Consider the following 26,190-nt stretch of genomic DNA (forward strand, 5'->3'; position numbering starts at 1 on the left):
GTGTCCCACAGCACGGTGCCTCGGAGCAGCGCCGAGGCCGGCACACCGGTGAAGACCCCGGTGGCGTCCGAGGACGCCACCGGCGCCCGCAAGAAACAGGGCTCGGGCAGGCTGAGCCTCAAGCTCAGGTTCAGACGCGACCGCACCCTGATCCTCATGACGCTGCCGGCCGTCGTGCTGGTCCTGGTCTTCAACTACCTGCCGATCCTCGGCAATGTCGTCGCCTTCCAGGACTACGACCCCTACATCAGCGACAACGGCATCGTCTCCATCCTGCACAGCCCCTTCGTGGGCCTGGAGAACTTCCAGCGGATGTTCGAGGACTCGGCCTTCTGGAACGCGGTCCAGAACACCCTGGTCCTGTTCTTCGTCCAGCTGGTGCTGTTCTTCCCGATCCCGGTCCTGCTGGCGCTGCTCATCAACAGCGTGGTCCGGCCCCGGGTCCGAGCCGTCGCGCAGGCGGTCCTCTACCTGCCGCACTTCTTCTCCTGGGTCCTGGTCATCGCCGTCTTCCAGCAGATGTTCGGCGGCGCGGGCATGCTCTCCCAACTGCTCAGGCAGAACGGGTACGACGGCCTCAACATCATGACCAACCCGGACACCTTCGCCTTCCTGATCACCGCGCAGAGCGTGTGGAAGGACGCCGGGTGGGGGATCATCGTCTTCCTCGCCGCGCTGTCCTCGGTCTCCCCGGACCTGTACGAGGCCGCCGCGATGGACGGAGCCGGGCGCTGGCGCCGCATGTGGCACGTCACGCTGCCCGCCCTGCGCCCGGTGATCGCCCTCCTCCTCGTGCTGCGCGTCGGTGACGCCCTGACCGTCGGGTTCGAACAGATCCTGCTGCAACGTGACGGCGTCGGCACGGGCGCGGGAGAGGTCCTCGACACCTTCGTGTGGTGGAACGGTGTGCGCAACCAGGACTTCGGCTACGCGGCCGCCGCCGGTCTCGTCAAGGGCGTGGTCAGCATCGGTCTGGTCCTCGCCGCGAACAAAGTGGCCCATCTCATGGGCGAGCAGGGGGTGTACAAGAAGTGACCACCGTCATCGACAAGCCGGCGAGCAAGCCGCGCCCGTGGGCCGCACCTCCGCGTCCGGCATGGGAGGAAGAGCCCTCGAAGGCCGGCCTCGCGAGCAAGGGCCTCGTCCTGGCACTCGCCTGCCTGGCGGTCCTCTTCCCGCTGTGGATCGTGGTCGTCACCAGCCTCTCCTCACGGAAGACCATCGACGAGGCGGGGGGCCTCGTGATGGTGCCCAAGGACATCACCTTCATCGCCTACCAGGAACTGCTCAGCGGCGGCCAGGTCACCCGTGCCACGCTCGTCAGCATCTTCGTCACCCTGGTCGGCACGCTGTTCTCGATGACGGTGTCCGTCCTGTGCGCCTATGGCCTGTCCCGCAGCGGATCCCTCGCCCACCGCGGGATCCTGATGACACTGCTGGCGACCATGTTCTTCAGCGCCGGACTCATCCCCACCTACCTGCTGGTGCAGTCCCTCGGCCTGACGGACAGCTATCTCGCGCTGATCCTGCCGAGTGCGCTGAGCGTCTTCAACATCCTCGTGCTGCGCGGCTTCTTCATGGGGATCTCGCAGGAACTCATCGACAGCGCGCGCATCGACGGCGCCGGGGACTTCCGGGTCCTGTGGCAGATCGTCATGCCGCTGTCGCGGGCGGTCCTCGCGGTGATCACCCTGTTCTACGCCGTCGGGTACTGGAGCGCCTGGTTCAACGCGTCGCTGTACCTGAACGACCAGGACAAGATGCCGTTGCAGAACGTCATGATCCAGCTGGTGCAGAAGCAGGAGGCACCGGTGGGGCTCAGCCAGGCCATCAGGACCGGGCAGCTGTCGGGGCTGGCGATTCAGATGGCGGTCATGGTGATGGCGCTGCTGCCGGTGGCTGTGCTGTCGCCCTTCGTCCAGAAGCACTTCAGGAAGGGCATGCTCACGGGTGCGGTGAAGGGCTGACCGGTCGCCCTCTCGGAGGGGTGGTTCTGCGCGTCGGCGGCTGCTGGTTCGTTGTGGCTGGTCGCGCAGTTCCTCGCGCCCCTAGGTAGGTCCAACTCCCCTCATCCCTCAGAGCGAGGCTTGTCATGCGTACGTTCAACCTGAGCCGTCGTGCCGTTCTTGCCGGGTCCGCTGGCGCGGCCGCGCTCACCGCTCTTCCCGTCGGGCAGGTGCGGGCGCACGCTGCCGAGGGTGCCGCCTCCTCCTATCGGTGGCGCAACGTGTTCATCGGGGGCACCGGGTTTGTCACCGGGGTGCTCTTCCATCCCTCCGTCCGTGGGCTCGCCTACGCCCGTACGGACATCGGTGGGGCCTACAGATGGGACAGCGGGGCCGCCGCCTGGATCCCGCTCACCGACCACCTGGGCTGGGACGACTGGAACCTTCTCGGCGTCGAGGCCATCGCCGTCGACCCGGCCCACCCCGACCGGGTCTATCTGGCCCTCGGGACCTATGCGCAGTCCTGGGCGTCCAACGGAGCCGTGCTGCGGTCCGACGACCGTGGTGCCACCTGGGCCCGAACCGACCTCACCGTGAAGCTCGGGGGCAACGAGGACGGGCGGGGGACCGGCGAGCGGCTGCTCGTCGATCCGCGCGACAGTGACACCCTGTGGCTGGGGACCCGGCACGACGGGCTGCTCAAGTCCACCGACCGGGGCGCCACTTGGGCCGCCGCCACCGGCTTCCCGGGCACGCCGAGCGCCTCCGGGCAGGGCGTCACCCTCCTCGTCGCCGTCGGGCGCACCCTCTACGCCGGCTGGGGGGACTCCGACGGGAGCGCCGCCAACCTGTTCCGCACCGCCGACGGGACGATTTGGCAGGCCGTGCCCGGACAGCCTTCCGGTGCGGTCGCCAAGGTGCCGATCCGGGCCGCGTACGACCGCTTCACCCGGGAGCTGTACGTGACGTACGCCAACGCCCCCGGGCCCAACGGGCAGTCCGACGGCAGCGTGCACAAGCTGTGCACCGCCGACGGGAAGTGGACCGACGTGACCCCGGTGAAGCCCGGCGGGACCACGAGCGACGGTTCCGCCGACAGCTTCGGCTACGGCGGGGTCGCCGTGGACGCCCGACGGCCCGGCACCCTCGTCGTCTCCACCAACAACCGGTGGGCCGCCGTCGACACCGTGTTCCGGTCCACCGACGGCGGTCGCCACTGGACGTCCCTCAAGGACTCCGCCGTCCTCGACGTGTCGGAGACCCCCTATCTCAAGTGGGGCGCGGACGCCCCCAAGTTCGGCTGGTGGATCCAGGCACTCGCCCTCGACCCGTACGACTCCCGGCACGTCGTCTACGGCACCGGCGCCACCCTCTACGGCACCCGGGACCTGAAGCACTGGGCGCCGCAGATCCGGGGCATGGAGGAGACGTCCGTGCGGCAGCTGATCTCGCCCCCGGCCGGGGAGGCGCATCTGATCAGCGGGTCCGGGGACATCGGCGTGATGTACCACGAGCGGCTCACCGCCTCGCCCTCGCGCGGCATGGCCACGAACCCCGTGTTCGGGACGGCGACGGGACTCGCACAGGCCGCGCGGAAGCCTGCGTACGTCGTCCGCAGCGGGTGGGGCGACCACGGCAACGGTGCCTACTCGAACGACGGCGGACAGACCTGGGCGCCCTTCGCGGCCCAGCCCTCCCTCGCCAAGGACGCACCGGGGCCGATCGCCACCAACGCCGACGGCAGCGTGCTGCTGTGGGTCTTCGCGCACTGGGACGGCACGAAGTACCCGGCCCACCGCTCCACGGACGACGGGGCCACCTGGACCGAGATCTCCTCCTTCCCGAAGGGCGCCACGCCGGTCGCCGACCCGGCCGACCCGACGCTCTTCTACGCGTACGACACCGACACAGGAACGCTACTCGCCAGCACTGACAGTGGCCTCACCTTCACCGAGCGTGCGACGGGGCTGCCCTCCGGCGACGCCCAGTTCGAGCTCGTCGCCGCGCCCGGGCGCTCCGGCGACCTGTGGCTGAGCGTGAAGGGGAACGGGCTGTACCGGTCCACCGACGGGGGCGCCACGTTCTCCAAGGTCGCCAGCTGCTGGGCCTCGTACACCCTCGGCTTCGGCAAGGCCGCCGACGGGGCCGACTACCCGGCGATCTACCTGGTCGGCTCCACCGAGAGCATCACCGCCGTGTACAGGTCGGACGACGAGGCGAAGACCTGGGTGCGGATCAACGACGACCGGCACCAGTGGGGATGGACCGGCGAGGTCATCACCGGAGACCCGCGGGTGTACGGGCGCGTCTACCTCGCCACCAACGGGCGCGGCATCCAGTACGGGGAGCCGGTCTGATGCCCGACCTCGGTGATGTGACGCGCGGTCGCATCCTCTTCGGCGGCGACTACAACCCCGAGCAGTGGCCCGAGGAGACGTGGCACGAAGACGTCCGGCTCATGAAGGACGCCGGCGTCAACTCCGTCACCCTCGGTGTCTTCTCCTGGGCCAGGCTCGAACCCCGCCCGGGAGAGCGGGACTTCGGCTGGCTCGACCGGCTGATGGACCTGATGCACGACCACGGCATCGGCGTCGTCCTCGCCACCCCGACCTCCTCGCCCCCGCCCTGGCTGGGCCATCTGCACCCCGACACCCTGCCCGTCGACCAGGACGGCCGCACCGAGTGGTGGGGCGGCCGACAGCACTTCTCGCACTCCAGTGCCGTCTACCGCCGCTGCGCCGCCGCCATCACCGAGGATCTCGCCGCCCGCTACGGCAGCCACCCCGCCCTCACCATGTGGCACATCAACAACGAGTACTGCACCTACGACTGGGGCCCCGAGGCCGCCGTCCGCTTCCGCCGCTGGCTCCAGAACAGATACGGCACCCTCGCGGAACTCAACGACGCCTGGGGCACCGCCTTCTGGAGCCAGGGCTACGGCGACTGGGCCGAGGTGCACACGCCCCGGCACGCCCACTACCTCAAGAACCCCGCCCAGGTGCTGGACTTCAAGCGGTTCACCTCCGACATGCTCCTGGAGTGCTATGTCGCCGAGCGGGACATCGTGCGCCGGCACACCCCGCACGTCCCGGTCACGTCCAACTTCATGCCGCTCTGGTCCGGGCAGGACGCCTGGCGGTGGGCCGAGGAGGAGGACGTCGTCTCCGTCGACCTGTACCCCGATCCGCGCAACCCCTTCGGCGCCCAGGCCGGTGCTCTCGTACAGGACATGACCCGTTCGCAGGCCCGCGGGCCCTGGATGCTGATGGAGCAGGCCGCGGGGCCGGTCAACTGGCGGGGCGTCAACCACCCCAAGCCGCGTGGCCTCAACCGCCTCTGGTCCCTCCAGGCCGTCGCCCGCGGCGCCGACGCCGTCTGCTACTTCCAGTGGCGGCAGTCGCGGCAGGGCGCGGAGAAGTTCCACTCCGGGATGGTCAGTCACGCGGGGGAGCGGGGACGGACGTACCAGGAGGTCAAGCGGCTCGGCGCCGAACTCGCCCGGATCTCCGGCGAGGTGACGGGTAGTCACACCGCCAACGACATCGCCGTCCTGCACGACTGGCACTCCTGGTGGGCCGGCGCCCACGAGGGCCGCCTCTCCACCCAGGTCGACTACGCCCAGGTCCTCACCACCTGGCACCGAGCCCTGTGGGAGGCCCACCTCGCCACCGACTTCGCCCACCCCGAGCACGACCTGAGCGCGTACAAGCTCGTCGTCGTCCCTCAGCTGTACTCCCTGAGCGACGCGGCGATCGACAACCTCATCGCGTACACCCGGCAGGGCGGCACCCTCGTCTCCGGCTTCCTCACCGGCATCGCCGACGAGGACGACCGGGTGCGACCCGGCGGTATGGACGGACGGCTGCGTGAGCTGTTCGGCATCCGCACCCTGCACGAGTGGTGGCCGCTGGACGAGGGCGAGAACGTCGAGTGCGACGGGTTCCGCGGGACGCTGTGGTCGGAGGAGATCGAGAAGGACGCGGACGCTGTCGCCGAGGCCGTCTTCAAGGGCGGCGAACTCGACGGGCTGCCGGCGGTGCTCCGCAAGGGGCGGGCGCGGTATCTCGCGACGCTTCCCGAAGCGGACCGACTACGCGCTCTCCTCGCACAGTTCGCGTCCGAGGCGGACATCCGACCGGTGCTCGACCGGCTTCCCGCGGGCGTCGAGGCCGTACGACGCGGTGACCTGCTCTTCGTGCTCAACCACTCCCGCGAGTCCGTGACCGTCGAGGTCCCCGGCACCCACCACGACCTGCTCACGGGGACGACCGTCTCGGACGTGTTGACCTTGGACCGGTACGGCGTGGTGGTGTTGCGCCCATGAACGCGAACGAGGACGTGAACGCGGACACCGGCATCGTGCACGGCACCTGGGAACCTCATCCCGCCACTCGCTGGGAGGACGGCTTCCTGAGTGGCAACGGCCATCACGGCGCTCTTGTGTTCGGCGAGCCGAATGACGAGCGGGTCGTCGTCACCCATCACACCCTCGTCCGCCCCAACGGCGCCGAACAGGCCCGCCCGCCCGAGCTGGCCGCCGAACTGCCCGCACTCCAGGACCGGTTGCTCGCCGGAGAGCTCGATGCTGCGGAGAGCTTCACGGACGGGCGGAACCTCCAGTGGGTGCAGCCCTTCCACCCCGCCTTCCAGATACGGCTGCGCCGAGCGAATGGCGGCGCGCGCAGACACAGACGTTCCATCGACTTCACCACCGGTGTCGTCCACAGCGGGTACGAGGGCTGGGACAGCCGGGTCTTCGTCTCCCGCGCCGACGACGTCATCGTCCAGCAGGTCATCGCGACCGAGCTCGACATCTCCCTGGACCACCGGCTCCCCGGCGCCCCGAAGGACCTCGGAGTCGGCCACGGCGCCGTCCTCACCCCCGACGGCGCCCTGCTCACCCTGCGGGCCCGCTACCCCGGCAGCGACCGCGCCTACACCGGCGTCACCCTGGTCCTCGTCACCGGCGGCACCACCACGCTCACACCCCCCGGCCTGCGGATCGCCGGAGCCGGGTCCGTGCTGCTGCTGACCCGCGTACTGCGGCACACCGGCGAGCTCGACGCGCTGGAGCAGGCGCGCGCCCTGCGCGAACTCGCCGCGCACGAAGGGGACTCGTACGCCCTCCTCCTCGATCGCCACACCGCCCTCCACCGCACCGCCTACGAACGCGTCACCCTCGACCTCGACGCGGACCCCGACGAACGCGCCCTTCCCGGCTCGGAGTTGCTCCACCGCACCGAGAGCCCCGCCCTCCTGGAACGCCTCTTCGCCGCCGGCCGCTACCACCTGCTCTCCGCCAGCGGCCTCTTCCCGCCCCGCCTGACCGGCCTGTGGACCGGCGACTGGGACACGGCCTGGTCGGGGGCGTTCACCAACGACGCCAACGTCAACCTCCAGACCGCGTCCGCGGCCGCCGCCGCCCTGCCCGAAGTCACTGCGGCCCACGCCTCACTGATCCACCGTCAGCTCCACGACTGGCGGGAGAACGCACGCGCCGTCTTCGGCGCCCGGGGGGTCGTCGCCCCGCCGCACAGCGACGGCGAGTCCGGGCTGACGTACCACTTCAGCCGCGAATACCCGCTGCACCTGTGGACGGCCGGCGCCGACTGGCTGCTCAAGCCGCTCGTCGACCACGACGAGACCCGCGGCGAGCACGACCCGCGCACCGCCGCCGCGCTCGCCGAAGTCGCCCTGTTCCACGAGGACTTTCTGACCCGAACCGACACCGACGGGAATCTCGTCCTCGTCCCCTCCTACTCGCCCGAGAACCGGCCCGCCAACGCCAGTTGGGGCGCGATCAACGCGGCGATGGACCTCTCGGCCGCCCGGCACGCGCTGCTGACAGCCGCCGCGTACCACCCCGGGACCCAGGAGGCCGATCGCTGGCTGACCCTCGCCGACCGGCTCCCACCCCACCGGATCAACGACGACGGCGCCCTCGCCGAATGGGCCTGGCCCGGCCTCGACGACACCTACGACCACCGCCATCTCAGCCACCTCTACGGCGTCTGGCCGCTCGACGAGATCACCCCCTACGACACCCCGGACCTCGCCGCGGCCGCGTACCGCGCGCTCGAACTCCGGGGCGCCGAGAACGACTCGGCCCACGGCCACCTCCACCACGCCCTCGTCGCCGCCCGGCTGCGCGACGGCGAACGGGTCGCGCACGCCCTCGGCCAGGTCCTCAAGGGCGACTTCTTCCACGCCTCCCTGATGAGCGCGCACTACCCGAACCGCGACGTCTACAACGCGGACGCCGCACACACCCTCCCCGCCGTGCTCGTCGAGATGCTCGTGCAGTCCACGCCGGACCGGCTGGTCCTGCTGCCGGCCCTCCCGGCGGCATACCCGTCAGGCCGGCTCAAAGGGGTCCGCACCCGGTTCGGGGCGGAACTCGACCTCAGCTGGACCCCGCAAGAAGCGACCGCGGTGCTACGCCCCACCCGTACCCACCGCATCGAACTCCGGACTTCCACCGGCGCAGAGCCGCTCGACCTCGTCGCCGGAGAAGACCACGTCCTCCCGCTTGGGACGTGGTGACCACCCCCGCAACTCCCCCCACCCATGGAAAGGGACCCCATGGCAAAGAGCACACTGCGCAAGATCACCATGGCGATTCTGGCCCCGGCGATGGCCCTCGGCGCCACCGTCGGCCTCGCCTCCGCCCCCGCCTCCGCCGCCGTCTGGAACTCCTGCGACCAGTGGGGCAACACCAGCCTGAACGGCTACACGCTCTACAACAACATCTGGGGCTCCGGCGCCGGCAGCCAGTGCATATGGGCCAACTCCGGCACCAACTGGGGCGTCTGGGCCAACCACCCCAACACCGGCGGCATCAAGTCCTACCCGAACTCCAAGAAGGTGGTCAACAAGACCATCGCCTCCCTGGGCACCCTCACCAGCAACTACAACGTCACGGTCCCGTCGTCCGGCGCGTACAACACGTCGTACGACATCTGGGACACGGACTACGACTACGAGATCATGCTCTGGGTCAACTACAACGGGGCCGTCGGCCCGCTCGGCACCTCGCAGGGCAACGTGACCCTCGGCGGCCACACCTGGACCGTCTACAAGGGCAGCAACGGCGCCAACGAGGTCTTCTCGTTCCTGCGCACCTCGGACTCCAGCTCCGGCACCGTGAACATCAAGCCGATCCTCACCTGGATCTCGGGCACCAAGGGCTGGATGTCGAGCAGCGAGACCATCGGCGACGTCCAGTTCGGCTACGAGATCACCAGCTCCTCCGGCGGTCTGGACTTCGTCACCAACAACCTGACAGTCAGCAGTAGTTGACCGGGCGGGGTGGGGTTACACGGACCCCATGCGCAACTCCACCCCCCTCACCGTCACCCTGATCGCCGCCGCGCTGCTCGCCTCATCGGGCACCGCGGCGGCGACACCCCAGCCCTCGCAACTGCGACCCGTGGCCGAGCTCGCCGCCTGGGGGTACCTCCCACGCCCTTAAGGCAGTGGGGGAGCCTCGCCACCGCCGACCTTGTCGCGGCCGCGAAATGGGGCACCGACAGCCCCATCGACGACCCCGCCCGTGAGCAGCAGGTCCTCGACACCGTCGCCGCACAGGCCCAGCGGATCGGCGCCGACCCTGACGAGATCCGGCGGATCTTCCGCGACCAGATCGAGGCCAACAAGCTGGTCCAGCACGGCCTTTACCGGCGCTGGACCGGGCATCCCGACCAGGCCCCGACGACCAAGCCGGACCTGAACGTCGTACGGCAGCAGATCAACCGCGTCAACACCGACCTCGTCGACGCCCTCGCCGGCTCGACCGCGCCGCGCCCACCTGCGAACCCGAACTCGCCCTGACCGTCGTCGAGATCCACCACGAGCGGCCCCCCGACCTCCTGCACACGGGTGCGCTGGTCCGCTCCCTCGCCTCCGTCTGCCGCTGACATGAGCGTGCGGCCGGTCCCCTCCCCTATCGGGACCGGCCGCACCGGCACGCCTACTCCGCTACGGGCAGGCGCGCCCCGTCCCGCAGGAACAGCGGGATGCGGTCCAGGGGGGCGTCGACCGTCACGGTCGTGCCGCCCTCGTACGTCTCACCGGTCCACGCGTCCGTCCAGGTCGCGCCCGCCGGGAGATAGGTGGTGCGGGCCGTCGCGCCCGCGGTGAGCACCGGGGCCACCAGCAGGTCGCCGCCGAAGAGATAGGCGTCGTCGACGGACCAGGTCGCATGGTCCTCGGGGAACTCCAGGAACAGCGGCCGCATGGGCGGCAGGCCTTCCTCATGGGCCTCCCGCATGACCTGGAGGACATACGGCTTCAGGCGCTCGCGCAGCCGCAGATACCGCTCCAGGATGGCGCCGGCCTCCTCGCCGTACGACCACACCTCGTTCGGACCGCCGGTCATCTCCGGGCCCAGCGGCATGCCCGGGTCACGGAAGCCGTGCAGGCGCATCAGCGGCGACAGGGCGCCGAACTGGAACCAGCGGACCATGACCTCGCGGTACGCCTCGTCGTCCGGGTCGCCGCCGTGGAAGCCGCCGATGTCGGTGTTCCACCAGGGGATGCCGGAGAGCGAGGTGTTGAGGCCGGCCGCGATCTGGCGGCGCAGGGTCGGGAAGTCGGTGCCGATGTCCCCGGACCACAGGGCGGCGCCGTAGCGCTGGCTGCCCGCCCACGCCGAGCGGTTGAGGGTGATGACCTCCTCGCCCTCGGCCGTGAGGCCCTCGTGGAAGGTACGGGCGTTCTCCGCCGGGTAGCTGTTGCCGACCTCCAGGCCCGGGCCCGCCCAGTAGCGCAGGTTCTCCGGGAAGCCCGGCTTCAGCTCCGGCTCGCAGGCGTCCAGCCAGAAGGCCGTGATGCCGTACGGGGTCAGGTAGTTGTCGCGGACGCGCGACCACATGAACTCGCGGGCCTCGGGGTTCGTGGCGTCGTAGAACGCGACCTGGACGGTGGAGGCGACCTCCTTGTCCGGCCAGTCGGCGTGCGCCATCGGGCCGTACTGGGTGCCGATGAAGTAGCCGCGCTGCTCCATGAGCTGGTGGTTCTCGCTCAACGGGGACACCGACGGCCAGACGGAGACGACGAGTTTGATTCCGAGCTCCTCCAGCTCCCGCACCATGGCGCCCGGGTCGGGCCACTCGTTCAGGTCGAACTTCCAGTCGCCCAGGTGCGTCCAGTGGAAGAAGTCGCAGACGATCGCGGAGATGGGCAGGCCGCGGCGCTTGTACTCCCGTGCCACGGCGAGGAGTTCGTCCTGGGTGCGGTAGCGCAGCTTGCACTGCCAGAAGCCCGCCGCCCACTCCGGCATCATCGGGGTGCGGCCGGTCGCCGCGGAGTAGCGGCGCTGACCGTCGGCCGGGGCGCCCGCGGTGATCCAGTAGTCGATCTGACGGGCCGAGTCGGCGACCCAGCGGGTGCCGTTGTGCGCGAGCTCGACCCGGCCGATCGCCGGGTTGTTCCACAGCAGGGTGTAGCCGCGGCTGGAGCTCAGCACCGGGATGCCGACCTCGGCGTTGCGCTGCACCAGGTCGAGGACCAGGCCCTTCTGGTCGAGCCGGCCGTGCTGATGCTGGCCGAGGCCGTACAGCTTCTCGTCGTCGTAGGCGGCGAAGCGCTGTTCCAGACGGTGGTGGCCGTTGCCGACGGCGGTGTAGAGGCGGGAGCCGGGCCACCAGAAGTGGGCGCGGGCCTCGGCGAGGAGCTCGGCGGAGTCCTCGGTGCGAAGGAAGCGGATCAGTCCCTCGGCGTCGACCTCGACGGTGAGAGTGCCCACGGTCAACTGGCCCCGGCCGTCCTCGATCTTGACCGTGGACGAGGTGGCGGGCGGGCTCTCCAGCAACGCACCCGGCAGTCCCTCGAGGATCGGGCCACCGAGCCTCGCCCGGACCCGGACCGCGTCGGGGCCCCAGGGCTCGATACGGAGCGTCTCCTGGCGGCCGCTCCACTCCAGGCCGCCGTCCCGCTCACGGAACGTGCCGATGGTGGGAGACGACTGGGCGAGGCTGACAACGCCCTGCTGGGGCTGATTTTCGGCAGGCTGAGTCACGAGGGGTGCTCCTGGAGGCGAGTGGAGACAGGTGGTGCCCCAGCGGGGCTGCTCGGGCTGCTCGGTGCGGAAGGAACAGAGAGGTTCGTCAGAGCGCCGTCGGCGCGGGTCCCGTGCTCGTGCGGACCGTCAACTCGGGTGCGATGAGCACGACTTCGTCCTTGCCGCGGCCTTCGAGCTTGGCCACCAGACGCTCCACGGCGTGCCGGCCCATCTCCTGCGCGGGGATGGCGACCGAGGTGAGCCGCACGGAGGCCTGGGTGGCGACCTGGTCGGGGCAGACCGCGACGACCGACACGTCCTCGGGCACGGCGCGGCCCTGCTGGCGCAGCAGGGCGAGCAGCGGCTCGACGGCCGACTCGTTCTGCACGACGAAGCCCGTGGTGGCGGCGCGCTCGTCGAGGATGCGGGCGAGGGTCACGGCCATCGCGTCGTATCCGCCCTCGCACGGCCGGTGCAGCAGTCGTACGCCCAACTCCTGGGCCCGTGACCGGAGTCCGTCCAGGGTGCGCTCGGCGAAGCCGGTGTGCCGTTCATAGACCGCCGGGGCCTCGCCGATGACAGCGATGTCGCGGTGGCCGAGCTTCGCGAGGTGCTCGACGCACAGTGCGCCGGTGGCCCGGAAGTCGAGGTCGACGCAGGTCAGTCCGGAGACGTCGGCGGGCAGACCGATGAGCACGGACGGCTGGTCGGTGCCGCGCAGCAACGGCAGCCGCTCGTCGTCGAGTTCGACGTCCATCAGGATCATCGCGTCGGCGAGCCCGCTGCCGGTGACGCGGCGCACGGCGTCGGGGCCCTCCTCGCCGGTGAGCAACAGGACGTCGTAGCCGTGGAGACGGGCCGTGGTGGCCACCGCGATGGCGATCTCCATCATCACCGGCACGTACATGTCGGTGCGCAACGGGACCATGAGCGCGATGATGTTCGACCTGTTGCTGGCCAGGGCGCGGGCGCCCGCGTTCGGGTGGTAGCCCAACTCGCGGATGCTCTGCTCCACCCGCTCCCGGGTGGCCCCGGAGATGGACCGCTTGCCGCTGAGGACATAGCTCACCGTGCTCGCCGAGACTCCGGCGTGCTGGGCGACCTCGGCGAGGGTGACCATCCAGCTCTCCAAGCTTTGTGAAGCGCTTCGACAGTGCGCAGTGCGAATAAGGGCGGGTGAGGGTGGTTCGACAGTAGCTCCACCGGGGGTGGGTGTCCATAGGCTGTCGAAGCGCTTCGACATCGAGTTGGTACGGGCTCCCCTTCGGGCCTCCCGGCGGCTCTTCCGGGGTGTGGGGTTCCTCCCTACCATGGCCGATCGCTGGGGGCCACGGAACGGAATCGGGGGAGCCCGGCCGGTGGATCGGCCCGCACCGGGCCGTCGCGCTGCTCGACGAGGGCGGGGCGCAGGCGCTGCCGGGTTCGTCGACTTCGGCATCGTGCGACCCGAGTACGGACTGACGCTGACCCAGCCGGGAGGGAGAACGACGAGGTGACGGCGTACCGCGCCACCACCGGCGCCCCCTGTGGAGCCGCACCCTGTCCACCACCGCGCTCGACGTCCAGTACAACGGCCCGACCCGGCGCACCGTCGCCGCCGCCGACGGCACCGCGGTCCTCGCCGGGCGCGGCGTCCTCCGCCTCGACCTGCGCACCGGCCGCACCCCGTGGAGCCTCGACCCCGAGGACACCGGCACCGGTTCGAAGGGCCGTGTGCTGCACGGCGGTACGACCATCGACGGCCCCACGGTCTACCTGACGGCCCTGGGCAAGGACCCGGCCGTCATCCGACGCGACGACCGCCTCCAGAGCTGGACCTGGAAGAGCAACCGCGCCCTCATCGACGAACCGGCCCCACCCCCGCTGCTCGCGGCCGGCTACGTCTTCCCCCGGACGGGCGGAGTCCTCCAGAGCGACGGCAACCTTTGACGCCCCGGCGCCCACTGAAGGGACGTAATCGATCACCCCCTTCGTGAGGACCCGCCCCATGCAGCACCGCCGCCCCCGCTTCTCCAAGAAGGCGAAGACTCTCGTCTCCGGCACGGTCGCGCTTGCCGCGGCCGTCGGTGTGACCGTCGCGCAGGCGGACGAGCCGAGCAAGAAGTGCACGGACTTCGACACGATCACGCTCGGCAAGTACTACGTGAACAACAACGTCTGGAACCGGGAGAAGGCCACCGGTACGCAGTGCGTCTGGGACAACTCCCGGTCGGGATCGACCATTTCGTGGGGTACGAACTACAGCCTGGCCAACAGCGGCAACGGCAAGGACTACGACGTGAAGTCCTACGCGTCCAGCGTCCTCGGCTGGCACTGGGGCTGGAAGGTCGACAAGTCCTCCACCGGTCTGCCGATCCGCGTCGGCGACCGCAAACCGGTGAAGACCAGCTGGGAGTTCACGGTCAGCTCTAACCCCGGCGTCATGAACGTCGCCTACGACCTGTGGCTGCACAACAAGAACACCGCCGACTGGCAGGACCAGCCCACCGACGAGATCATGATCTGGCTCAACCGGCAGGGCGGCGCCGGACCCCTCGGCAGCAAGTACGGATCCGTCAGCCTCGGCGGCGCCATGTGGGACATCTACCAGGGCGACATCGGCTGGAAGGTCTACTCCTTCGTCCGCCGCACCAACACCACCAAGGCCTCCCTCGACCTCGACGACTTCACCCAGGCCCTCGTCCGGCGCAAGCTCCTCAGCAACGACAAGTACGTCTCCGGCATCGAGTCCGGCACCGAGGTATTCAAGGGCACCGGACGCCTTGACACCAAGGCGTACTCCGTCAACATCGGCTGAACGGCCGCGTCCCAGGGGTGGTGGCCACGCTCGGTATCGGGTACATACGATCGAGTAGCACCGGTCGGTAACCATGATCCCGATTCGCGGTGAGGTGGCCCTCATGTCCGCACCACAACAGAAGCCTGTCGTCACCGAGCGTGAGGCCCGTCAGGTGGCCGAAGCGGCCCGGGAGCAGGACTGGCGCAAGCCCAGCTTCGCCAAGGAACTGTTCCTCGGCCGTTTCCGGCTCGATCTCATCCATCCCCACCCCATGCCGCCCGACGAGGACGCCCAGCGCGGCGAGGAGTTCCTCGCCAAGCTCCGCGACTTCTGCGAGAGCAAGGTGGACGGCGCCCTCATCGAGCGCGAGGCCCAGATCCCCGACGAGGTCATCGCCGGCCTCAAGGAGCTCGGCGCCCTCGGCATGAAGATCGACACCAAGTACGGCGGCCTCGGCCTCACCCAGGTGTACTACAACAAGGCACTGGCCCTCGCGGGCTCGGCCAGCCCCGCGATCGGCGTACTGCTCTCCGCCCACCAGTCCATCGGCGTCCCCCAACCGCTGAAGCTGTTCGGCACCCAGGAGCAGAAGGACACCTTCCTGCCCCGCTGCGCCCGCACCGACATCAGCGCCTTCCTCCTCACCGAGCCGGACGTCGGCTCCGACCCGGCGCGGCTCGCCACGAGCGCGGTGCCGGACGGGGACGACTACGTCCTCGACGGAGTGAAGCTCTGGACCACCAACGGAGTCGTCGCCGACCTGCTCGTCGTGATGGCCCGGGTCCCCAAGAGCGAGGGCCACAAGGGCGGCATCACCGCCTTCGTCGTCGAGAGCAACTCACCCGGCGTCACCGTCGAGAACCGCAACGCCTTCATGGGCCTGCGCGGCATCGAGAACGGCGTCACCCGCTTCCACCAGGTCAGGGTCCCGGCGGCGAACCGCATCGGCCCGGAGGGCGCCGGCCTCAAGATCGCGCTGACCACCCTCAACACCGGCCGCCTCTCACTGCCCGCCTCCTGTGTCGCGGCCGGCAAGTGGTGCCTGAAGATCGCCCGCGAATGGTCGGCGGCCCGTGAGCAGTGGGGCAAGCCGATCGCCGACCACGAGGCCGTCGGCGCGAAGATCAGCTTCATCGCGGCGACGACCTTCGCCCTGGAGGCCGTACTGGACCTTTCCAGCCAGATGGCCGACGAGAACAGGAACGACATCCGCATCGAAGGCGCCCTGGCCAAGCTCTTCTCCTCCGAGATGGCCTGGCTCATGGCCGACGAACTGGTTCAGATCCGCGGCGGCCGCGGCTTCGAGACGGCGGCCTCCCTGGCGGCCCGCGGCGAACGTGCGGTCCCGGCCGAGCAGGTCCTGCGCGACCTCCGTATCAACCGCATCTTCGAAGGTTCGACGGAGATCATGCACCTCCTGATCGCCCGCGAGGCGGTCGACGCCCACCTCTCCGTCGCCGGCGACCTGATCGACCCGGAGAAGTCCCTGTCGGACAAGGCGAAGGCAGGCGCGCAGGCAGGTGCCTTCTACGCCAAGTGGCTGCCGAAACTGGTGGCGGGCCAGGGTCAACTCCCGTACTCGTACAACGAATTCAAACGCGAGGTCGACCTCTCGGTCCATCTCCGCTACGTCGAACGCACGGCCCGCAAGCTCGCCCGCTCCACCTTCTACGCCATGTCCCGCTGGCAGGGCCGCATGGAGACCAAGCAGGGCTTCCTCGGCCGGATCGTCGACATCGGCGCGGAACTCTTCGCGATGAGCGCGGTCTGCGTACGCGCCGAGCTCCTGCGCACCACCGAGGGCCACGGCCGCGAGGCCTACCAACTCGCCGACGCCTTCTGCCGGCAGTCCCGCATCCGCGTCGAGGAACTCTTCGGCCGCCTGTGGACCAACACCGACGACCTGGACCGCAAGGTCGTCAAGGGCGTCATGTCCGGCACCTACGAATGGCTGGAGGAGGGCATCGTCGACCCGTCCGGCGAGGGCCCGTGGATCGCCGACGCCACACCGGGAGCTTCGGAGAAGGAGAACGTCCACCGCCCGATCCGCTGACCGGCCCATGACAGCGCGCCCCCCGGGAAACCTCCTTCGAGGGACGCGCTGTCCTCACACACCGTCCTTACGGCGACAATGGGGGGATGAGCGACAGTCCAGCCCCTCGAGGGCACGGGCCGGAAGCCCCGTCTGCCCCGCGACGCCATGCACGCGCCCCCATCCTCGAACCTGCTACGCACGGCTCGGACGGGGGGACCCCCTTCGCCGCACCGGGCGCTGACCCAAGTACATCCAGTACGAGGGTCAACGCCCGGCACGCCGAGAGCACGCACCTACCGGCGACATCAGCCGCTCCGCGGCGGGCGCAGGGCCCGCCCTCCGGGCGGACGACGGGGCTTCCGGCCCGCGCCCTCGCCGACCCGCACCTCGTCTACGACCCCGTGGCGGGCGACGGCCCCAAGGACGTGGTGATCCTCGGCTCCACCGGGTCGATCGGGACCCAGGCCATCGACCTCGTCCTGCGCAACCCGGACCGCTTCCGCGTCACCGCGCTCTCCGCCAACGGCGGCCGGGTCGCCCTCCTCGCCGAGCAGGCGCACCGGCTCGGGGTGCGGACCGTCGCGGTCGCCCGCGAGGACGTCGTACCGCAGCTGCGCGAGGCCCTGACAAGCCTCTACGGCACGGGCGAGCCGCTCCCCGAGATCCTCGCCGGACCGGACGCGGCCACCCAGGTCGCCGCCTCCGACAGCCACACCGTGCTGAACGGCATCACGGGCTCCATCGGCCTCGCCCCGACCCTCGCCGCCCTGGAGGCGGGCCGCACCCTCGCGCTCGCCAACAAGGAGTCGCTCATCGTCGGCGGCCCGCTGGTCAAGGCCCTCGCCAAGCCCGGGCAGATCATCCCGGTCGACTCCGAGCACGCGGCGCTGTTCCAGTCGCTGGCGTCCGGCACGCGGGCCGACGTACGCAAGCTGGTCGTGACCGCTTCCGGCGGCCCCTTCCGCGGCCGAACCAAAGCCGACCTCGCCCAGGTGACCGTCGAGGAGGCCCTCGCCCACCCCACCTGGGCCATGGGCCCGGTGATCACGATCAACTCCGCGACCCTCGTCAACAAGGGCCTGGAGGTCATCGAGGCACACCTCCTCTACGACATTCCCTTCGACCGCATTGAGGTGGTCGTGCATCCCCAGTCGTATGTCCACTCGATGGTTGAGTTCACGGACGGATCGACAATCGCCCAGGCGACGCCCCCCGACATGCGCGGGCCCATCGCCATCGGCCTCGGCTGGCCGGAACGCGTCCCCGACGCGGCCCCCGCGTTCGACTGGAGCAAGGCGTCGACGTGGGAGTTCTTCCCGCTCGACAACGACGCGTTTCCTTCGGTCAACCTTGCGAGGCACGTGGGGGAGCTCGCGGGCACGGCCCCGGCAGTGTTCAATGCCGCCAACGAGGAGTGCGTGGAGGCCTTCCGGGCCGGCGCGCTGCCGTTCAACGGGATCATGGAGACCGTGACGCGCGTGGTGGACGAACACGGCACGCCGGCCACGGGAACCTCACTCACCGTGTCGGACGTCCTCGAAGCGGAGACCTGGGCGCGCACCCGGGCCCGGGAACTGGCAGCACAGACGGCGGAGGCCCGTGCATGACGACCCTGATGTTCATCCTCGGCATAGTGGTCTTCGCCTTCGGCCTGCTGGTGTCGATCGCGTGGCACGAGCTGGGGCACCTGTCCACGGCCAAGCTCTTCGGCATCCGGGTGCCGCAGTACATGGTCGGCTTCGGCCCGACCATCTGGTCGAGGAACAAGGGCGAGACCGAGTACGGGGTCAAGGCCATCCCGTTCGGCGGCTACATCCGCATGATCGGCATGTTCCCGCCGGGCGCCGACGGCAAGCTGGAGGCCCGCTCCACCTCGCCCTGGCGCGGCATGATCGAGGACGCCCGCTCGGCCGCGTACGAGGAACTCCAGCCGGGTGACGAGAAGCGGATGTTCTACACCCGCAAGCCCTGGAAACGGGTCATCGTGATGTTCGCGGGCCCGTTCATGAACCTGATCCTCGCGGTCGCCCTGTTCCTGACGGTCCTGATGGGCTTCGGCATCCAGCAGCAGACCACCGACGTCGCCTCGGTCTCCCCCTGCGTGATCTCCCAGAGCGAGAACCGCGACACGTGCAAGAAGACCGACGCGGCCTCCCCGGCCGCGGCGGCCGGCATGAAGAAGGGCGACAGGATCGTCTCCTTCGCCGGCGTGCGGACCGACAACTGGGACACCCTCTCCGACCTCATCCGCGACAGCGCAGGCAAGACCGTGGCGATCGTCGTCGACCGGGACGGCAAGGAGGTCCCCCTCCAGGCGAAGATCGCCACCAACCTCGTCGCGAAGAAGGACTCCAACGGCACGTATGTCGAGGGCGAGTACGTCAAGGCGGGCTTCCTCGGCTTCAGCTCCGCCACCGGCGTCGTCAAGCAGGACTTCGGCGACTCGGTGGTCTGGATGACGGACCGGGTGGGCGACGCCGTCGACTCCCTCGCCGCCCTGCCCTCCAAGATCCCGGCCCTGTGGGACGCCGCCTTCGGCGACGGCCAGCGCGAGCCGGACTCCCCGATGGGCGTGGTCGGCGCGGCCCGGGTGGGCGGTGAGATCGCGACACTGGACATCCCGGCCTCGCAAGCGCTCGCGATGTTCGTGATGCTGCTGGCCGGCTTCAACCTCTCCCTGTTCCTCTTCAACATGCTCCCGCTACTGCCGCTCGACGGCGGCCATATCGCGGGCGCCCTGTGGGAGTCGCTGAGGCGGAACGTGGCCAAGGTGCTCCGCCGCCCGGACCCGGGGCCGTTCGACGTGGCGAAGCTGATGCCGGTGGCTTATGTGGTTGCGGGGATCTTTATTTGCTTTACCCTGCTGGTCCTGGTGGCAGATGTCGTTAATCCGGTCAAAATCAGCTGAGAATCTGTCATTTTCTGTCATCGCGGTAGTCGCGCCGCGCCCGTTCTTGCTGTTCATGGGTGACCCCAGCGGTGCGCCAACACCCTGGGGTTTTGGGAAGGGTTTTGGCCCATGCGCGGGACTGGTTGGCGGAGCTGAGGACCCGAGTCGACACGGATGCCCGGCTGGCGGCTGTCATGGGGACGAGCGACCTGGACGTCCGGTCGCTCACAGCGGCTGAGCAGCGTTGCCTGTTCGACGCGCTCAAGGTGTGCGTCGACATCGTGGCCGCGGAGTTTCGGTACCGCGAGGGGACGAAGTGCTCGACCATGCAGTGGCATGAGCGCACCGGGACACTCGTTCCTGTTGATCCCACGGACAGCCCGTGGGCTCGTATCGAAGAGCTGTTGCGTTCCAAGTACAGGGCGCACCATTTTCGGTCACCGCTGGACCTGCGGGCTGCCTTGGAGGGGATGCTCACCGTCTGCGCACGGGGATCCTGTGGCGCGATCTTCCGGCGCGGTTCGGTCCCTCGGGGAAGGTTCGTCCTCGGCAGCGGACCTGGTTGGCGGACGGCATGTGGACGGAGATCATGGAGCTGCTGAACGAGGCAGGCGGGGGCACCCCGGTGTTGGGCTACAGGAACGCTCCGGAGTTGAGGTTCCAAAGCGATCCGGGCGTGGTTAACCCGGTGAGAATCTCCTAGCCACACGGCGTTCGTGGCGGCCCGGCACGCTGTGTGCCGGGCCGTCCCCGTTCGTGTGGGTTGATCGGCGGGATGTGCCGGGGCCTCGGCGCGTGCCGTAATCTCGAAGCCTGGAGCCCGCTGCGTACGGGAACCGGACCTTGATCCACGACTTGGGGTTGCACAGCAGATGACTGCGATTTCTCTCGGCATGCCGTCCGTTCCGACCAGGGTTGCCGAGCGCCGTAAGAGCCGGCAGATCCAGGTCGGCTCCGTCGCGGTCGGTGGAGACGCCCCGGTGTCCGTGCAGTCGATGACCACGACCCGTACGTCGGACATCGGCGCGACCCTCCAGCAGATCGCCGAGCTGACGGCCTCCGGCTGCCAGATCGTCCGGGTGGCCTGCCCCACCCAGGACGACGCCGACGCCCTCTCCACCATCGCCCGCAAGTCCCAGCTCCCGGTCATCGCGGACATCCACTTCCAGCCCAAGTACGTCTTCGCGGCCATCGAGGCCGGCTGTGCCGCGGTCCGGGTGAACCCCGGCAACATCAAGCAGTTCGACGACAAGGTCAAGGAGATCGCGAAGGCGGCGAGGGACCACGGCACCCCGATCCGCATCGGCGTGAACGCGGGCTCTCTGGACCGCCGCCTCCTCCAGAAGTACGGCAAGGCGACCCCCGAGGCCCTGGTCGAGTCGGCCCTGTGGGAGGCGTCCCTCTTCGAGGAGCACGACTTCCGGGACATCAAGATCTCGGTGAAGCACAACGACCCGGTCGTGATGATCGAGGCGTACAAGCAGCTCGCCGCCCAGTGCGACTACCCCCTCCACCTCGGCGTCACCGAGGCGGGCCCGGCGTTCCAGGGCACGATCAAGTCGGCGGTGGCGTTCGGCGCGCTGCTGTCCCAGGGCATCGGCGACACGATCCGGGTGTCGTTGAGCGCTCCTCCGGTCGAGGAGGTCAAGGTCGGCAACCAGATCCTGGAGTCCCTGAACCTCAGGCAGCGCGGCCTGGAGATCGTCTCCTGCCCGTCCTGCGGCCGCGCCCAGGTCGACGTCTACAAGCTGGCCGAAGAGGTCACGGCAGGCCTCACCGGCATGGAGGTCCCGCTGCGCGTCGCCGTCATGGGCTGTGTGGTGAACGGCCCCGGCGAGGCCCGAGAGGCCGACCTCGGCGTCGCCTCCGGCAACGGCAAGGGACAGATCTTCGTCAAGGGCGAGGTCATCAAGACCGTCCCCGAGTCCAAGATCGTCGAGACCCTCATCGAGGAAGCCATGAAGCTGGCCGAACAGATGGAAGCGGACGGCGTGGCATCGGGCGAGCCGTCGGTGGCGGTCGCGGGCTGAAGGCTGGAGGGCTGAGGGCCGCAGGCCCCAGCACTCCAGGGGCGCGGGGAACTGCGCGACCAGCCCGCACGACCCGCAGCCGCCGACGCACCGCAGCCCCCGAGCTCATAGGCGCCCGGCACCCCCCACGCCCCGCACATGAAAACAACGGCACCCTCCACTGGGCGGCATGGCTCAGCTTCCGCAGGTACAGTGCGGAGATCAGCAGTCCCCAGTGTGAGGCCCCGCCCGTGTTGACCCAGACGACCTCCCGGGTCCTCGAACCGAGCGACCTGGACGCCGCGCTCGCCGTCCTCGACCGCGCCCCGGTCGCGAACGCCTTCGTGACATCCCGCGTACAGGTCGCCGGCCTCGACCCCTGGCGGCTCGGCGGCGAGATGTGGGGCTGGTACGAGGACGGCATGCTGACGTCCCTCTGCTACGCCGGCGCCAACCTGGTCCCCATCTGCGCCACCCCCCGAGCCGTCCGCGCCTTCGCCGACCGCGCTCGCAGGGCGGGCCGCCGCTGCTCCTCGATCGTCGGCCCGGCCGAACCCACCGCCGAACTCTGGCGCCTCCTCGAACCCAGCTGGGGCCCGGCCCGTGACGTCCGCCCGCGCCAGCCCCTCATGGTCACCGACCGTATGCCCACCGACATCGCCCCGGATCCCTACGTCCGCCGCGTCCGCAAGGACGAGATGGAAACGATCATGCCGGCGTGCGTGGCGATGTTCACCGAAGAGGTCGGCGTCTCCCCGCTGGCCGGCGACGGCGGCCTCCTCTACCAGGCGAGGGTCGCCGAACTCGTCGGCTCCGGCCGCTCGTTCGCCCGGCTCGACGCCGACGGCAAGGTCGTCTTCAAGGCCGAGATCGGCGCTGCCACGACCAAGGCCTGCCAGATCCAGGGCGTGTGGGTGGCCCCCGAGTACCGGGGGAGGGGCCTGGCGGCCCCGGGCATGGCGGCGGTCCTGCGCTACGCGCTGGCGGACGTGGCCCCGGTGGTGAGCCTGTACGTGAACGACTTCAACACGTCGGCGAGAAGGACGTACAGGAGGGTGGGCTTCCAGGAGGTCGGCGCCTTCATGAGCGTCCTGTTCTGAGAAACCCCCTTCCGGCAAACGCCCTTGGGGGCATCGGCCCCGGGGCGCGGGAAACCGCGCGGCCGACCACGGACAACCCGCACCCGACCAAGAACGCGCACCCCCCTATACGATCCCCACATGCGCTTCCCCGGTCACGGACACCGCCGCCACCCCGACGACGACGTAGTGATCGGCCCCCTCGACCTCTCCACCCACGTCGACGAAGCCCTCGCCGTCCAAGCCCTCGCCTTCGGACTCGGCCCCGACGAAGTAGCCGTACGCCGCCAGATCGTCCTCCGTCACATGACGTACCCCGGTGCGAGAGCGCTCGGCGCAACCGCCGGCCCCAGCCTCGTGGGCTTCGTCTACGGCATGCCCAACGACCGCACCCACTGGTGGTCCACGGTCGTGGAGCCCTACCTCCGCGCGCAGGGCCACGACATCTGGCTGGACGACTCCTTCGTGATCACGGAACTCCACGTCCACCCGCACTACCAGAACCGCGGCGTGGGCCGCTCCCTGATCACCACCATCACGGACGGCGCCCGCGAACCCCGCTCGATCCTCTCCGCGATCGACACCGACAGCCCGGCCCGCGGCCTCTACCACTCCCTCGGCTACCAGGACCTGGCCCGCCAGGTCCTGTTCCCCAGCGCCCCCAAGCCGTACGCGGTGATGGGCGCCCCCCTGCCGCTGCGCCGCCGTTAACCGATTTCCGCCACAACCGGACCCCCGGCTAACCTCCTAGCCATCACCCTTATCCGGCAGGAGTACGAGAACCATGGCCAACGCACCGGTCCAGCGCATGTCCCAGTTGATGGCGAAGACGCTGCGCGACGACCCGGCGGACGCCGAGGTCCTCAGCCACAAGCTCCTCGTCCGCGCCGGCTACGTCCGCCGCACCGCGGCCGGCATCTGGAGCTGGCTGCCCCTCGGCATGCGGGTTCTGCGCAATGTGGAACGGATCGTCCGTGAGGAGATGGACGCGATCGGCGCCCAGGAGGTGCTGCTTCCCGCCATTCTGCCGCGCGAGCCCTACGAGGCGACCGGCCGCTGGGAGGAGTACGGCCCCGAGCTGTTCCGCCTCCAGGACCGCAAGGGCGGCGACTACCTCCTCGGCCCGACCCACGAGGAGATCTTCACCCTGCTGGTGAAGGACCAGGCGTCCTCCTACAAGGACCTGCCGGTCATCCTCTACCAGATCCAGAACAAGTACCGGGACGAGGCCCGCCCGCGGGCCGGAGTCCTGCGCGGCCGCGAGTTCCTCATGAAGGACTCGTACTCCTTCGACACCGAGGACGAGGGCCTGGCCCAGTCCTACGCGCTGCACCGCGAGGCCTACCAGAAGATCTTCACGCGCCTCGGCCTCGACTACCGCATCTGCGCCGCCACCGCGGGCGCGATGGGCGGCTCCAAGTCCGAGGAGTTCCTCGCTCCGGCCGGCGCCGGCGAGGACACCTTCGCCGACTGCCCGAACTGCGACTTCGCGGCCAACACCGAAGCGATCTCGTACGAGCTCCAGCCCGTGGACGCCACCGACGTCCCCGCCGCCGAGGACATCCCGACCCCCGACACCCCCACCATCGAGACCCTCGCCGCCCACCTCGGTGTCGAGGCCTCCGCCACCCTCAAGAACCTCCTGGTGAAGGTCGACGGCGAGATCGTGGCGGTCGGTGTCCCCGGCGACCGTGAGGTCGACATGGGCAAGGTCGAGGCGCACTTCGCCCCGGCGGTCGTCGAGATGGTCACCGAGGCCGACTTCGCGGGCCGCCCGGACCTGGTCCGTGGCTACGTCGGCCCGCAGGGGCTGGGCGAGAAGGTCAAGTACATCGCCGACCCGCGCGTGGCCCCGGGCACCGCCTGGATCACGGGCGCCAACAAGACGAACACGCACACCAGGAACGTCGTCGTGGGCCGTGACTTCGAGGTCGGTGAGTACGTCGACGTCGTGGTCGTCCAGGACGGCGACCCGTGCCCCAAGTGCGGCACCGGCCTCAAGCTGGACCGCGCCATCGAGATCGGCCACATCTTCCAGCTGGGCCGCAAGTACGCCGACGCCCTCAAGCTCGACGTCCTCGGCCAGCAGGGCAAGCCGGTCCGCGTGACCATGGGCTCCTACGGCATCGGCGTCACCCGCGCGGTCGCGGCCATCGCCGAGCAGAGCGCCGACGAGCAGGGCCTGTGCTGGCCGGCCGAGGTCGCCCCGGCCGACGTCCACGTCGTCGCCGCCGGCAAGGCCCTCCAGACCGAGCTGGCTCTCGACGTCTCCGAGAAGCTGCGCGCGGCCGGCCTGCGGGTCCTGGTCGACGACCGGGCCGGCGTCTCCCCGGGCGTGAAGTTCACGGACGCCGAGCTGATCGGCGTACCGAAGATCCTCGTCGCGGGCCGCCGCTCCGCCGAGGGCGTCCTGGAGCTCAAGGACCGCCGGACCGGCGAGCGCGAGGAACTGACGGTGGACGAGGCGATCGCCCGCCTCAGCGCCTGAAGAAACTCCTCAGAAACGTCTGTGAGTCCCCATAGGGGACTCACAGACGGGGTCCCTAAAGCCACCCGGCAAACTCCAGCAACAACTCAGCATCCTGAAGCCGGCCGACCCGCCGCGCCCGAACCCCCGACTCCACGGCGCGGAAGAGCGTCCACCCCCGCAACCGCTCCTGATCCACATCCAAGGACTCGGCAAGCCGCTTGATCCGACGCCGAGTAATCGCCGCCCCCGACGGCTGGGCAATCAGATCCTCGACCCGATCCCTGACCAACCGAGCCAGATCGAACGCACACTCACCGACCACCGGATCCGGCCCCACGGCCAGCCACGGAGACCGCTCACCCGCCAGCACCTTGCTCTGCCGAAACGTCCCATGCAGCAACCGCGACTCCGGCGGAGCCACCAGCAACTCCGAGCGAGCGGCCAGCGCCGCATCGACAAGCGGCGCTACCTCGGCCCGGCCCGACGCGGTCGCCCGCATCGCCTCGGCCTGCCGCCCGGTCCGCTCGGCCACCGTCTCGAAGACCTGGGCGTTCCCGTCGCCAGGTGGCTCCACCCACAACCGCCGCAACGTCCCCGCCGCCTCCAACAGCGCCTTCGCCTCCGGCAACGACCGCACCGACACATCGGGATGCAGCCGCTCCAGCAGCAGCACCCCCTCGGTCACCGGCTCGTCGAGCAACTGCACCGCACCCAGCCCACCCCAGTGCGCCAGCGCCGCCCGCTCGGCCTCCGGCCGGCACCGCGGCGGGGCCAGCTTGAGCACGGCGGGGGTGCCGTCGAACCGCCGGACCAGCACGACGAGGCTGCTGCGGCCGCCCGGCACCTGCACCCGCTCCACGGTCGACTCGCGTAGCGCGACGGCCTGCCGAGCCGCCTCGGGCAGCTTCTCCAACCAGCCGTCACCAGGTGCCGTCTCACCGAGCGCCCTCACCAGACGCTGTGGCGGTTCGAAAGCCATACG

General features: G+C 69.8%; 20 protein-coding genes. 17 read left to right on the top strand and 3 right to left on the bottom strand.

Translation table 11 applies throughout. The annotated features are described in order from the left end of the window. The 7 genes from TN53_RS25895 to aroQ all read left to right on the top strand — a co-directional run bounded on the left by TN53_RS25895 (nt 1) and on the right by aroQ (nt 9,776). A complete protein-coding gene (locus tag TN53_RS25895; RefSeq protein WP_046261056.1) occupies nt 1–1,035 on the top strand; it encodes an ABC transporter permease in 1,035 nt (344 codons plus the stop codon). Continuing rightward, entirely contained in the window at nt 1,032–1,967 is a 936-nt protein-coding gene (locus tag TN53_RS25900) for a carbohydrate ABC transporter permease (protein ID WP_046261057.1), read from the top strand. The genes TN53_RS25895 and TN53_RS25900 overlap by 4 nt, the downstream gene beginning before the upstream one ends. Before the next feature lie 125 nt (nt 1,968–2,092). Further along, nucleotides 2,093–4,303, top strand: coding sequence for a sialidase family protein (locus TN53_RS25905; protein ID WP_046261058.1), 2,211 nt, complete (start codon nt 2,093–2,095; stop codon nt 4,301–4,303). Continuing rightward, complete coding sequence (locus tag TN53_RS25910) at nt 4,303–6,270, top strand: beta-galactosidase (RefSeq protein WP_046261059.1); 1,968 nt, start codon at nt 4,303–4,305, stop codon at nt 6,268–6,270. Before TN53_RS25905 ends, TN53_RS25910 begins: the two co-directional genes overlap by 1 nt. Beyond that, nucleotides 6,267–8,489, top strand: a complete 2,223-nt coding sequence (locus TN53_RS25915) for a glycosyl hydrolase family 95 catalytic domain-containing protein (protein ID WP_046261060.1) — start codon at nt 6,267–6,269, stop codon at nt 8,487–8,489. The genes TN53_RS25910 and TN53_RS25915 overlap by 4 nt, the downstream gene beginning before the upstream one ends. 39 nt (nt 8,490–8,528) lie before the next feature. Then, nucleotides 8,529–9,245: a glycoside hydrolase family 12 protein gene (locus TN53_RS25920; protein ID WP_046261061.1), complete on the top strand. Its 717-nt coding sequence runs from the start codon at nt 8,529–8,531 to the stop codon at nt 9,243–9,245. 9 nt (nt 9,246–9,254) lie between these two features. Then, nucleotides 9,255–9,776, top strand: coding sequence for a gamma subclass chorismate mutase AroQ (gene aroQ, locus TN53_RS45570; protein WP_324609628.1), 522 nt, complete (start codon nt 9,255–9,257; stop codon nt 9,774–9,776). A gap of 139 nt (nt 9,777–9,915) precedes the next feature. Here aroQ and TN53_RS25935 read toward each other — a convergent pair whose 3' ends face one another. After that, on the bottom strand, nt 9,916–11,964 hold the full coding sequence (locus TN53_RS25935) for a TIM-barrel domain-containing protein (RefSeq protein WP_046261064.1): 2,049 nt from the start codon (nt 11,962–11,964) through the stop codon (nt 9,916–9,918). Between the two features lie 88 nt (nt 11,965–12,052). Continuing rightward, nucleotides 12,053–13,066, bottom strand: coding sequence for a LacI family DNA-binding transcriptional regulator (locus TN53_RS25940; protein ID WP_046261065.1), 1,014 nt, complete (start codon nt 13,064–13,066; stop codon nt 12,053–12,055). 593 nt (nt 13,067–13,659) lie between these two features. On the opposite strand from TN53_RS25940, the gene TN53_RS25945 reads away from it, so the two are divergent. The 10 genes from TN53_RS25945 to TN53_RS25985 all read left to right on the top strand — a co-directional run bounded on the left by TN53_RS25945 (nt 13,660) and on the right by TN53_RS25985 (nt 25,226). Then, a complete protein-coding gene (locus tag TN53_RS25945) occupies nt 13,660–13,875 on the top strand; it encodes a hypothetical protein (protein WP_046261066.1) in 216 nt (71 codons plus the stop codon). 58 nt (nt 13,876–13,933) lie between these two features. Further along, on the top strand, nt 13,934–14,743 hold the full coding sequence (locus tag TN53_RS25950) for a GH12 family glycosyl hydrolase domain-containing protein (RefSeq protein ID WP_046261067.1): 810 nt from the start codon (nt 13,934–13,936) through the stop codon (nt 14,741–14,743). A 103-nt stretch (nt 14,744–14,846) separates the two neighbouring features. Continuing rightward, nucleotides 14,847–16,778: an acyl-CoA dehydrogenase family protein gene (locus tag TN53_RS25955; RefSeq protein ID WP_046261068.1), complete on the top strand. Its 1,932-nt coding sequence runs from the start codon at nt 14,847–14,849 to the stop codon at nt 16,776–16,778. 383 nt (nt 16,779–17,161) lie between these two features. Then, nucleotides 17,162–18,367, top strand: a complete 1,206-nt coding sequence (gene dxr, locus TN53_RS25960) for a 1-deoxy-D-xylulose-5-phosphate reductoisomerase (RefSeq protein ID WP_046261069.1) — start codon at nt 17,162–17,164, stop codon at nt 18,365–18,367. An 8-nt stretch (nt 18,368–18,375) separates the two neighbouring features. After that, nucleotides 18,376–19,668 carry a M50 family metallopeptidase gene (locus TN53_RS25965; RefSeq protein WP_199924652.1) on the top strand — a complete coding sequence of 431 codons (1,293 nt, stop codon included), beginning with the start codon at nt 18,376–18,378 and terminating at the stop codon, nt 19,666–19,668. A 364-nt stretch (nt 19,669–20,032) separates the two neighbouring features. Then, nucleotides 20,033–20,353 carry a transposase gene (locus tag TN53_RS49610; protein WP_095046729.1) on the top strand — a complete coding sequence of 107 codons (321 nt, stop codon included), beginning with the start codon at nt 20,033–20,035 and terminating at the stop codon, nt 20,351–20,353. A gap of 169 nt (nt 20,354–20,522) precedes the next feature. Beyond that, nucleotides 20,523–21,680 carry a flavodoxin-dependent (E)-4-hydroxy-3-methylbut-2-enyl-diphosphate synthase gene (gene ispG, locus TN53_RS25970; protein WP_046261071.1) on the top strand — a complete coding sequence of 386 codons (1,158 nt, stop codon included), beginning with the start codon at nt 20,523–20,525 and terminating at the stop codon, nt 21,678–21,680. Between the two features lie 230 nt (nt 21,681–21,910). After that, nucleotides 21,911–22,759 (top strand): GNAT family N-acetyltransferase, encoded by an 849-nt coding sequence (locus TN53_RS25975; RefSeq protein WP_046261072.1) that lies wholly within the window; start codon nt 21,911–21,913, stop codon nt 22,757–22,759. Between the two features lie 120 nt (nt 22,760–22,879). Next, nucleotides 22,880–23,449: a GNAT family N-acetyltransferase gene (locus TN53_RS25980; protein ID WP_046261073.1), complete on the top strand. Its 570-nt coding sequence runs from the start codon at nt 22,880–22,882 to the stop codon at nt 23,447–23,449. Nucleotides 23,450–23,522: 73 nt separating this feature from the next. Next, nucleotides 23,523–25,226: a proline--tRNA ligase gene (locus TN53_RS25985; protein ID WP_046261074.1), complete on the top strand. Its 1,704-nt coding sequence runs from the start codon at nt 23,523–23,525 to the stop codon at nt 25,224–25,226. A gap of 55 nt (nt 25,227–25,281) precedes the next feature. Here TN53_RS25985 and TN53_RS25990 read toward each other — a convergent pair whose 3' ends face one another. Further along, a complete protein-coding gene (locus TN53_RS25990) occupies nt 25,282–26,187 on the bottom strand; it encodes an aminoglycoside phosphotransferase family protein (protein ID WP_046261075.1) in 906 nt (301 codons plus the stop codon). Between the last annotated feature and the right edge of the window lie 3 nt (nt 26,188–26,190).

The organism is Streptomyces sp. WM6386, assembly GCF_000972385.1.
Taxonomy (GTDB): Bacteria; Actinomycetota; Actinomycetes; order Streptomycetales; family Streptomycetaceae; genus Streptomyces.

Coding starts and splice junctions, on each gene's coding strand:
- TN53_RS25965 (WP_199924652.1), top strand. CDS start 18,376: ATGTTCATCCTCGGCATAGTGGTCTTCGCCTTCGGCCTGCTGGTGTCG.
- TN53_RS25990 (WP_046261075.1), bottom strand. CDS start 26,187: ATGGCTTTCGAACCGCCACAGCGTCTGGTGAGGGCGCTCGGTGAGACG.
- TN53_RS25950 (WP_046261067.1), top strand. CDS start 13,934: ATGCAGCACCGCCGCCCCCGCTTCTCCAAGAAGGCGAAGACTCTCGTC.
- TN53_RS25980 (WP_046261073.1), top strand. CDS start 22,880: ATGCGCTTCCCCGGTCACGGACACCGCCGCCACCCCGACGACGACGTA.
- TN53_RS25920 (WP_046261061.1), top strand. CDS start 8,529: ATGGCAAAGAGCACACTGCGCAAGATCACCATGGCGATTCTGGCCCCG.
- TN53_RS25955 (WP_046261068.1), top strand. CDS start 14,847: ATGTCCGCACCACAACAGAAGCCTGTCGTCACCGAGCGTGAGGCCCGT.
- TN53_RS25985 (WP_046261074.1), top strand. CDS start 23,523: ATGGCCAACGCACCGGTCCAGCGCATGTCCCAGTTGATGGCGAAGACG.
- TN53_RS25910 (WP_046261059.1), top strand. CDS start 4,303: ATGCCCGACCTCGGTGATGTGACGCGCGGTCGCATCCTCTTCGGCGGC.
- TN53_RS25905 (WP_046261058.1), top strand. CDS start 2,093: ATGCGTACGTTCAACCTGAGCCGTCGTGCCGTTCTTGCCGGGTCCGCT.
- TN53_RS25940 (WP_046261065.1), bottom strand. CDS start 13,066: ATGGTCACCCTCGCCGAGGTCGCCCAGCACGCCGGAGTCTCGGCGAGC.
- ispG (WP_046261071.1), top strand. CDS start 20,523: ATGACTGCGATTTCTCTCGGCATGCCGTCCGTTCCGACCAGGGTTGCC.
- TN53_RS25915 (WP_046261060.1), top strand. CDS start 6,267: ATGAACGCGAACGAGGACGTGAACGCGGACACCGGCATCGTGCACGGC.